The 8,320-nt window shown below is 67.5% G+C and carries 8 protein-coding genes and 2 pseudogenes; 1 reads left to right on the top strand and 9 read right to left on the bottom strand.

Translation table 11 applies throughout. The annotated features are described in order from the left end of the window. Positions 1–153: 153 nt before the first annotated feature. Together LJ657_RS47800 and LJ657_RS47805 are read right to left on the bottom strand one after the other, a co-directional pair. A pseudogene (locus tag LJ657_RS47800) lies at positions 154–492 on the bottom strand (helix-turn-helix domain-containing protein); the annotation flags it as partial. Beyond that, the gene (locus tag LJ657_RS47805) at positions 492–1,289 is read right to left on the bottom strand and encodes an alpha/beta fold hydrolase (protein ID WP_232656052.1); all 798 of its coding nucleotides are present in this window, start codon (positions 1,287–1,289) and stop codon (positions 492–494) included. The pseudogene LJ657_RS47800 and the gene LJ657_RS47805, both read right to left, overlap by 1 nt. Positions 1,290–1,325: 36 nt before the next feature. Between LJ657_RS47805 and LJ657_RS47810 the strand changes: the two genes are divergently transcribed. Beyond that, a complete protein-coding gene (locus LJ657_RS47810; protein WP_232656053.1) occupies positions 1,326–1,943 on the top strand; it encodes a TetR/AcrR family transcriptional regulator in 618 nt (205 codons plus the stop codon). 91 nt (positions 1,944–2,034) lie between these two features. Here the strand turns inward: LJ657_RS47810 and LJ657_RS47815 are convergent. The 7 genes and pseudogenes from LJ657_RS47815 to LJ657_RS47845 form a co-directional block, all read right to left on the bottom strand. Then, positions 2,035–2,226 (bottom strand): annotated as a pseudogene (locus tag LJ657_RS47815) (transposase); the annotation flags it as partial. A gap of 1,098 nt (positions 2,227–3,324) precedes the next feature. Continuing rightward, positions 3,325–4,101 carry an aldo/keto reductase gene (locus LJ657_RS47820; protein WP_232656054.1) on the bottom strand — a complete coding sequence of 259 codons (777 nt, stop codon included), beginning with the start codon at positions 4,099–4,101 and terminating at the stop codon, positions 3,325–3,327. Continuing rightward, positions 4,098–4,706 carry an AAA family ATPase gene (locus tag LJ657_RS47825; protein WP_232656055.1) on the bottom strand — a complete coding sequence of 203 codons (609 nt, stop codon included), beginning with the start codon at positions 4,704–4,706 and terminating at the stop codon, positions 4,098–4,100. Before LJ657_RS47825 ends, LJ657_RS47820 begins: the two co-directional genes overlap by 4 nt. Continuing rightward, a complete protein-coding gene (locus tag LJ657_RS47830; protein WP_232656056.1) occupies positions 4,700–5,302 on the bottom strand; it encodes a 3'-5' exonuclease in 603 nt (200 codons plus the stop codon). Before LJ657_RS47830 ends, LJ657_RS47825 begins: the two co-directional genes overlap by 7 nt. Then, the gene (locus tag LJ657_RS47835; protein WP_232656057.1) at positions 5,299–6,477 is read right to left on the bottom strand and encodes a radical SAM protein; all 1,179 of its coding nucleotides are present in this window, start codon (positions 6,475–6,477) and stop codon (positions 5,299–5,301) included. The genes LJ657_RS47830 and LJ657_RS47835 overlap by 4 nt, the downstream gene beginning before the upstream one ends. A gap of 18 nt (positions 6,478–6,495) precedes the next feature. Then, complete coding sequence (locus LJ657_RS47840) at positions 6,496–7,533, bottom strand: nucleoside-diphosphate kinase (RefSeq protein WP_232656058.1); 1,038 nt, start codon at positions 7,531–7,533, stop codon at positions 6,496–6,498. Further along, positions 7,530–8,198: a thymidylate synthase gene (locus LJ657_RS47845; RefSeq protein ID WP_232656059.1), complete on the bottom strand. Its 669-nt coding sequence runs from the start codon at positions 8,196–8,198 to the stop codon at positions 7,530–7,532. Before LJ657_RS47845 ends, LJ657_RS47840 begins: the two co-directional genes overlap by 4 nt. Positions 8,199–8,320 lie beyond the last annotated feature (122 nt).

Consider the following 8,320-nt stretch of genomic DNA (forward strand, 5'->3'; position numbering starts at 1 on the left):
TCCTCGTGGTTGAACTGGGCGTTCACCAAGGAGAGTTACGCGGTGGCCCGCCTCCTGTTCAGGGAGCGGTACTCACCCATAGAAGTGCGCCCCGGGCAGACGCCCGCGCACTCCCGGCCACTGATCCCGTACACCATGACGAGGGACACCATCGAGATGGGCGAGGTGCCGGGTGACGGTGCGACGGCTCACGGCGTGCCCTATTTGGCTGAGTTCGAAGGCGATACGTCCTGCGGACCACTTGTGGTTTCGGCGCATCTGCTCGATCCGCTCCACTACCTTGCCAGGTGTGGCTGTGGGTTGGTGGTGGGGTGTGGCGGACCGGTCGTGCAGGCTGAGTTCACCATGACGACGGTTGACCCACTTGAACGCGCATGCCCTGGAGATGCCCATCTCCTCGGCAACGCGGGCGATCGGACGTGACACGCATCGCTCGACGAGTCGCCTGCTGCGGCCCTCAATGGAGAGAGGTGCGTTGGCATGGGTGCCCATCAGGTGGCGGCGAGGTTGTTGAGCAGGTGGCCAAGCTCTGCCGGCGCCTGAATGTGGGCCAGGTGGCCCTGGTCGGGGAGTTCGTGGATTCTGGCGTGAGCGACGTGCTGCCGCACGTGGTCGAACGACGTTCCGTAGGGCGCTGCTCCACGGCTGCACTGGCCGATGATCAGGTCGACTTGATCTGCCTGTCGCGCCATCACGTCCGGAGGCGGCGCCGTGTTGAGCGCGCCGAGTTCGGCGTACAACGGTCCGCTCAAGCGGCGCAAGGCCGCCCAACCGTGCTGATCGGCCCGAAGATCCTCGACATGCGCAGCGGAGAAACCGGAGATCTGACGATTGACGATCTCGACGCAGCGATCCCAGTCCGCCGTCTCCGCCGCGTTCTTCAGGTCCGGCAGTGCATGGCGTCCGAATGGCTGCATCACCGGCTCGTAGGCGATCACCTGGGGAATGGGGCGATCGTTGGCGGCCAGCAAACTGATCAAGCCGCCGTAGCTCCAGCCGAAGAGAGCCCTCGCGTTGTCGAACTCGTCAAGGACCACGCCGAGGTCCTCGACCTCTGTCCGCAGCGAGTAGGAATTGGTCAACGGCCCTGAGGAGGCACGTCCCCGACGGTTTACGACTACCACTGAGGGCCAAGCGTCGATGGCGCTCGCAACGTGACGCCACGTATGCGCATCACTCATCATGCCCGGGACGACGACGAGGCCCGGGGCATCCGGCTCCCCGTACGCATTGACCGTGACCCAGCTGTCCCCGCCGACCGACAGCTTCTTCTGAATCGTTCGCTCCATAAATCTATTATGGAGCGAACGATCTACAATGCAAGCGTGACCGAACGCCACCGTGGACGCCCCCGAGCCTTCGACCGCGACCGCGCGGTCCTCGACGCCGCTCGCCTCTTCTGGCGACGCGGCTACTCCGGCACCTCGACCCGCACCCTGACCGCGGCCCTCGGGCTCTCCACCTCCAGCCTCTACGCCGCCTTCGGCAGCAAGGCCGGACTGTTCGAGGAAGCGGTGCGGACCTACGCCGAGCGGTACCGCGAGATCTACCAGCAGGCTGTCGCCGAGAAGGACATCCAGACCGTCATCGGACGCATCCTGACCGACTCGGTCCACGAGTTCACCCAGCCAAGCGACACACACCCGGGGTGTCTCATCAGCAGTGCCGTGATGACCGACAGCACGAGCACGCTCGATGCCAGCGCCTACGTCGCCGAACTGCACAGCTCGAACGAGCAGGCCCTCCTCGTGCGCATCGAACGAGCGGTCCAGGACGGGGAACTAGCCGCGGGCACCAACGCAGCAGTCCTGACCGGGTTCGTCCAATCCGTCTGGCACGGATTGTCAGTGCGGTCCAACGTCGCCACCGCTCGCGAGGACCTGCTCGCAACGGCGCAACTTGCTCACCAACTGATCTGCCAACAACTCACGTTAACGTCCTGACCGGCAACAGCTAGAAGATCACTGAAAATCTTGCCTGGTCAGCTCGGGTTTCAGGACTGGGTGCGCCCCGGGGGCAGGAAATCGCCACCTTGATCGTCCAGGTGTCCGCGGTGCGGGTGAGTCCGAGTTTGATCAGTCGGCGCAGGTTGAGGGCGGCGGCCCGGTGGTGGAGCCAGGTGTCGTTCTTGATCACACCCTGGTAGGGCACTCTGCGGTTGTCACCCGCGACCAGCCAGGCAATCGCACGCTCGACCGGGGGCCGCCAACGCCGGTACTCGGCCTGGCAGGCCGTATCGGTGGCGGCCTGGCGGCGGGCGGCGGCCAGCTCCGCGTGGTCTACGTCTGGTTCGGGGCGTTAAAACTGACCGGGGCCACACCCGAGGCGCACCTGGTGCGCCAAGCGGTACCGTTCCCGACTGCCGCCTGGTTCGTCCCGGCGGTGGGAGCAGCGGAAGTGGCCCTGGGCCTGCGGTTCCTCGTCGGCCGCGCTCTGCGGTACGCCACCCCCGTCTTCGCCCTGCACATGGCCGGCACCTTCGGCGTCCTGCTGTTCGTGCCGGACCAGGCGTTCCTGCGCGGCCGGGTGTGGGACCTGACCATGACCGGCGAGTTCGTCGTGAAGAACCTCGTCCTGTTCGCCGCCGACCTGCTCGTCTGCCTCGCCACACCACCCACGGAAGCCACAGCCTTTCAGGCTTTCACGGACGGGACACCTCCGCCGATCGCGCCCCGGAGCGCATGCGGCCGTCGTGGAGTGCCCGAGGATTGGCCGAAACGCCGGTCTGGTGACGCGTGTGACGTACGAGGTTTCCGGCGCTCCGGCTCGCGGGTCATGGACAGCCTGAGCCGGCTGGGATGAGGTCCTTGGGTGCAGAGGGCCGTACAACGCTCCCTTCGATGTAGGCCGTTTCACCAGTGGCGAGGGCCTGGAGACCGGCTAGGACCCGTAACCGCCCCTGCGGAGGAAGGTTGTTGATGACGTGCATGGTGGGCAGCACATGCACGTCTGCCCGTGAGCCGCGGTAGATCAAGCGGCCTACGGCTTCGCGAGTCATTGGTGTAGTCGCCAGCACATGGGTGAGAACCTTCCTGCGCCGCGTCTGCACCCAGGCAAGGGCGACGCGCCGCAGGAGAGGGAGGCCCTCCGGAGCACCGCGGAGAACTTCCTCGGCTGCCTGTTCTGGCGTCTGCCCGTCGTTCACCGCTCCGGTGGGTATCACGATCATGCCGAGAAGGTCAGCGACTACCAGCTCGCCTGCCCCCACGGGGACGAGCAAGGACACTCCGATGATCGGCGGCCGCCAGTTCTCGTACGGAGCCGTCTTCCGCGCAGGAGCAGCACTTCGCGTATCAGGAATGACGGGTGCCGCGATCGTTGGCATCAGGCGCCGCCCGTCACGGCGGCCACGATCTGCGTGAGGTGCTGCGGCTGGCTCGTGCTGGGGATGGGAGCCACGTGATCGCCGAGGTTGAGCAGCCAGTGCAGCGGGGCGAGGACTCCGCGCATGCGAGCGAGGGTGCCGGCGTCGAACGGCCGGTACGGCACATACGGGATGCCCAGATCTCGGCAGAGTTCCAGTGCCGGGTCGAAGCGGTCGGTCATGTTGAGAACGTTCTGCACGGCCGCGATCGTCAGCTCCTTGCCCACCAGGCTGATGTCCTCGGGGGTTACCTTCGACAGACCGATGTGCCCGATCTTGCCCTCGTCCTGTAGGGCCTGTAGCACGGCGACTTGGTCGTCGAGCGCAACCTCGGGGTCGATACGGTGCAGGTAGCACAACTCCAGTCGTTCAAGGCCGAGGCGGCGCAGGCTCGCTTCAACGCAGGCCCGGAGGTAGGCGGGGTGTCCGTGCGGCTTCCACACGTCCGGAGCGGGGCGAAGCATGCCGACCTTCGTGGCGATCAACACGTGCTCCGGATACGGGTAGAGAGCGTCGTGGATCAGGTGCTCAGCGGTGTGAGGACCGTAGGCATCCGCGGTATCGATGTGCGTGATGCCGTAGTTGTGGACGGCTTGCCGGAGCACACTGAGCGCTGTCTCGCGATCGGTGGGGTCGGCCCAGGTGCCGGGGCCGGTCAGGCGCATGGTGCCGAAGCCGAGGCGGGAGACGGTCTTTCCGGCGATTTCGATGGTCCCGCCAGGCGGCGTGGTGGTCATACCAGGGCCTCCGTGCCGCAGAGCTGAAGGGCTTGCATGATGGCCAGCGCCTTGCTGGTGTCGTCGCTGGTGACGCGTACGTACGGCACGTTCTCCTCGCGGAGGAGCGCGTGGGTGTGGTGATCGACGAGCGTTCGGTAGCGGGCGTCGTAGTCGTGCTTCGGCTTGATGGGCTGGTCTGGGTCGAGGACGGTCGCGAAGAGCAGGTCGTATGGGGTGTGAGCGGCGGCGAGCCGGTGCAGGGCCTCGCGGTCCGTGCGCGGGACGGCCTCGCCGCGCCACTCCAGGGCGGCCCGGAAGTAGGCGAGCGCATCCCAGCAGGCCCGGTCTGCGAGGACGACGCGCACGGGCGCATCGTCCAGGCGGGCCGCGGCGGCGATCTCGTCGGCGATTCCGGTCGCGAGGACCCAGCGGGTGGAGTCCACGGTGTGGTTCTGCATCTTGGGCAGCGGCACGAGGGCCGCGCGCCGACCGAGATGGCCGGTGCGCTGGACGGGGATGTCCCGGGCGCGCAGCTCCATCTCGATGCGGCGCATCAGCAGGCTCTTGCCGGTGGAGTGGGTTCCCATCACGCCGATGCGGATGAGGTTCTTCGGGGTCACCACAGGGTGGGCTCCTGTTCTGGTTCGGGGGCACCGGGCAGGCCGGGTGGGACGGCGGCGGCCACGAGTTGTTCCCAGCTCTCGTACCGGTCGGCCATGGTGATGAGGAGCTGGGCGGTCGCGTAGGCGTCGAAGGTCGCGCGGTGGCGCTGCCCGGGGGCCTGGCTCAGGTCCGGTGTCGCGTGCTGGATCAGGGCGTCGAGGCTGTACTTGGGCAGGTCGGGGTAGGTGGCCTTGGCCAGCCGGAGCGTGTCGATGACCCCGGCCGGCTGCCACTGCGGCAGGTGGGCGGACAGGACGCGGTAGTCCACGTGGGCGTTGTGGGCGGCGATCCACGCAGTACCGAGCAGTTCGTGGACCGCGCCCTTGATCTCCTCCCAGCCCGGCTTGTCTTCGAGGACCTGGTTGGTGAGGCCGTGTACGCGAGCGGCGAAGGGCGTGACCGGCCACTTCGGCTTGGTCAGCCACGCGCCGGCGGTGCTCTTGTCGGGCTTCCCGTCGCGGATCGGGAGCGCGGCCACCTCGACCAGGTCGGGCGGATTGGTGCCGTTGCCCTCGACGTCGACAACGAACAAGGCAGGCCAGGAGGAGAAGTTCATGTGGCTGGTGTTCCGTCCTCCGCCCTCCAGCCGATGTCGGCTCGGCCGTGCTGGCGGTAGTGGTGGGGCTTGGCTCGGTCGTGGCACTGGTAGCCGAAGCCGTGCTGCAGGTAGTAGCGCGGCGGTTCGTCCAGGCTCTCAACGACGATGGCACGGTCATTGACTTCGACCTGGCCGATCGCGCCGAGTGCGCGAGCCTCCCGGGTGACGGCCTTCAGGTTCGGTTGGACCCAGGCGGCCTTGCACTTCGCGATCTGCTCGGGCGGGCAGATGTCGCACAGCTCGCGAATGCCGTAGTGCCCGTTGTAATCGGCCTCCCCGTGCGCGTACGCGACACCACAGCTGGTCTTGCGGAACAGCGCTCCCCAGGACGTGTCCTGCTCGAAGGCGTCGAGTATCCGCTGCTCCGCGGCCTCCGGCATGATCTTGCGCCGGGCGGTGCCCTCGTACGGCATCTCCAAGCCGTGCGCCTCGTAGTACGCGGCGATCTCCTTACGGAAGAACAGGCCGGTGAAGACGGTGGCGTGCGCGTGCTGGGACAGTTCCTTGGCGCGGGCGATGTCGTCGTCGGAGTCGTTGAGGCCGGGGACGATGGGGCGCCAGTACAGGACGGTGCGGTATCGCTCGGCGTGCTCGTAGAGGGTGCGCAGGCTCTCGGCGGCGATGTTGCTGTCCACCGGCTCGATCCGTTCGTCCTGGATGTGTGAGTGGGTCACCAGGACGGTCAGCCGCAGATTGGTGAAGCTGTTGAGGACGGCGCAGTCCTCGGGATCGACGCGCCACCGGGTGATGATCAGCACGTGATTGGTCAGACCCCGCTCGTCGAGCTGGCGCAGCACGTTGAACACGTGGGGCTTGACGGCGGGCAGCATCGGGTCGGTGGCCCGGTTCAGAAGCTGGATCGGAGTCTGGTTCGGGCGGAAGTAGGGGTGACGTACGAGGCGGCGCACGGCTTCCTCGTCGCTCATCAGGCGGCGGGGGACCTTCATCTCGAAGTTCTGGAAGAGGTGGCGCACGCAGTACCCGCAGTCGAGCGGGCAGCCGACGATCCAGTTCAGCGAGAGTCCCGACTTCCGGTACTCGATCACGTCGGCGAGTTCCTGCTTCAGACCGCCGATCTTGTCGGGGGTGAGGATCGGCAAGGCGCGCCGGGCTCCGATGGTGGGAGTGCTCATCAGGTCTCCAGGTGTGGGTCAGGCTTCCGCGGCCGTGCTCTGTGCGGGCAGTTCCGGGATGAGGAGGTCGCGGCGGCCGGCGCCGTACCAGGTGCCGAAGTCGCGGCGGGCCGCGGCGAGGTCGTCGCTGGTGTGGGCGAGGTTGCGCACGAGCCGCTTCTCGGCGAGCGCCGCGGCGAGGCTGTCGTCGCCGAGGTCGCCGCGGACCGTGCCGGGTGCGGCTTGCGTGGGGTCGAAGTGCCCGAGCAGATCACGCAGCCGGGCGTGCACCCCCGGCTCGCCGTAGGCCAGGGCGACAACGACGCTCCGCCCGGCGTATGCGTCGTCCAGGCACGCCGGGATGTCTCGGTCGGGGAACCAGTCGCGGTCCACCAGGAGGTCCCAGTAGTGCACGTGGGCCTGCCACGACTGCACGGTGACCTCGCGACGGTTGGCGATCGTGGCGCCTGTGGCGGCGATCCGCTCCAGGACGGCATCGACAAGACCGCGCTCCACCGCGTCCGGCTTGCACAGGATGACCGAGCAGCGGTCGAAGTCGGAGATCTTCAAGGTGCGTCCGGGGCCGTACCAAGTGCCGAAGTCCCGACGGGCAGATGCCGGATCGTCTGAGGTGTGGACGAGGTTCCGCACGAGTCGTCCTGCCCTGGTGGCGGCCACGATGCTGTCGTTGCCGAGGTCGCCGCGGATCGTGCCGACCACCGCCTTGGTGGGGTCGGTGTGCCCGATCAACCGCCGGAGCCGGGCGTGGATGTCGGGACCGCCATGCGCCAGGGCGACCGTGACGCGCTGCCCCGAGTACGCGTCGTCAATGCGCGCTGGCAGATCGGCGGGGAAGCGCCCCGGGTCGGCCAGCATGTCGCGGTAGGCGACGTGGGCCTGCCACGGCTCCGCGATCAGCGTCGTACGCGCGCGGACGCAGACACCGGCGCCTTCGATCCGCTTCAGAACGGCGTCGACCAGGTCGCGCTCCACTGCGTCCGGCTTGCACAGGACGACGGCCCAGCGGTCGAAGTCGATCCCCTCGACCACCGCGCCGGACGCCGGCTTGCGGCTCATCGCGCGCCCTCCGTTGTCACGCACGCCGCCCACTTGTGCCCGAGGAGCCATCGCAGGCCGGGGTGCAGGGCGTCGAGCACGTCGCGGCTGACCGTGTCGGTCTCGTCGTGCTGGATCTGCCGGTACGCCTCGAACAGCAGCAGGGCCTGCTGCCAGTAGGCGTCCACGTCCAGGTGAGCGATCTCGTCTGCGCTGTACTTCACCGTGTTGGTGCGCAGCTTTTCCTCGTGCGCCATGAGCCGGCTGATCGTGTCGGGGCCGGTCTCCGCGGACATGGCGGGGAAGAGAAACTGCTGTGGAGCGCGACGCAGCTCGGCCTCGTTCAGCACCAGGCGCACGCGTTCCGTATTCCGGTCGTTGACGTGCGCGGACCCGATGGTGTGCGTGTAGTGGCCCAGTTCCAAGCCGAGTTGGACGGCCGCGTACTCCTGGATCATCGTGAAGGAGAACACGTCGCTGAGCAGGCCGCAGTCGAGGTCGTTGGCCCGCATGTGGCACACCATGTGAAGCCGTCCGTTGCGGACGAGCAGGTGGAGACCCGCCAGACACGCCATGTCGGGGTTGTCAGCGATGGCCAACTCGTTGGCCAAGAAGACGGGGAGGTACCCGCGCTTGCTGTCGGTCTCCGTGCGCAGCAGCTCCAGCACACGGTCGAAGGGGGACACTGACCATCCCCTCGTAGCGTGGAGCCCGTGATTGCAGGGGAAGTTGGGATTCATGGGGTCCAAGAAGAAGCCGCCGTACGACGCTGAGTTCCGTGAGGGCGCGGTGCGCATCGTGGTCGAGA

This window comes from Streptomyces guryensis (assembly GCF_021261325.1).
In the GTDB taxonomy this organism is placed as follows: domain Bacteria; phylum Actinomycetota; class Actinomycetes; order Streptomycetales; family Streptomycetaceae; genus Streptomyces; species Streptomyces guryensis.

Coding starts and splice junctions, on each gene's coding strand:
- LJ657_RS47820 (WP_232656054.1), bottom strand. CDS start 4,101: ATGACCACCACGCCGCCTGGCGGGACCATCGAAATCGCCGGAAAGACC.
- LJ657_RS47805 (WP_232656052.1), bottom strand. CDS start 1,289: ATGGAGCGAACGATTCAGAAGAAGCTGTCGGTCGGCGGGGACAGCTGG.
- LJ657_RS47840 (WP_232656058.1), bottom strand. CDS start 7,533: ATGAGCCGCAAGCCGGCGTCCGGCGCGGTGGTCGAGGGGATCGACTTC.
- LJ657_RS47830 (WP_232656056.1), bottom strand. CDS start 5,302: ATGAACTTCTCCTCCTGGCCTGCCTTGTTCGTTGTCGACGTCGAGGGC.
- LJ657_RS47835 (WP_232656057.1), bottom strand. CDS start 6,477: ATGAGCACTCCCACCATCGGAGCCCGGCGCGCCTTGCCGATCCTCACC.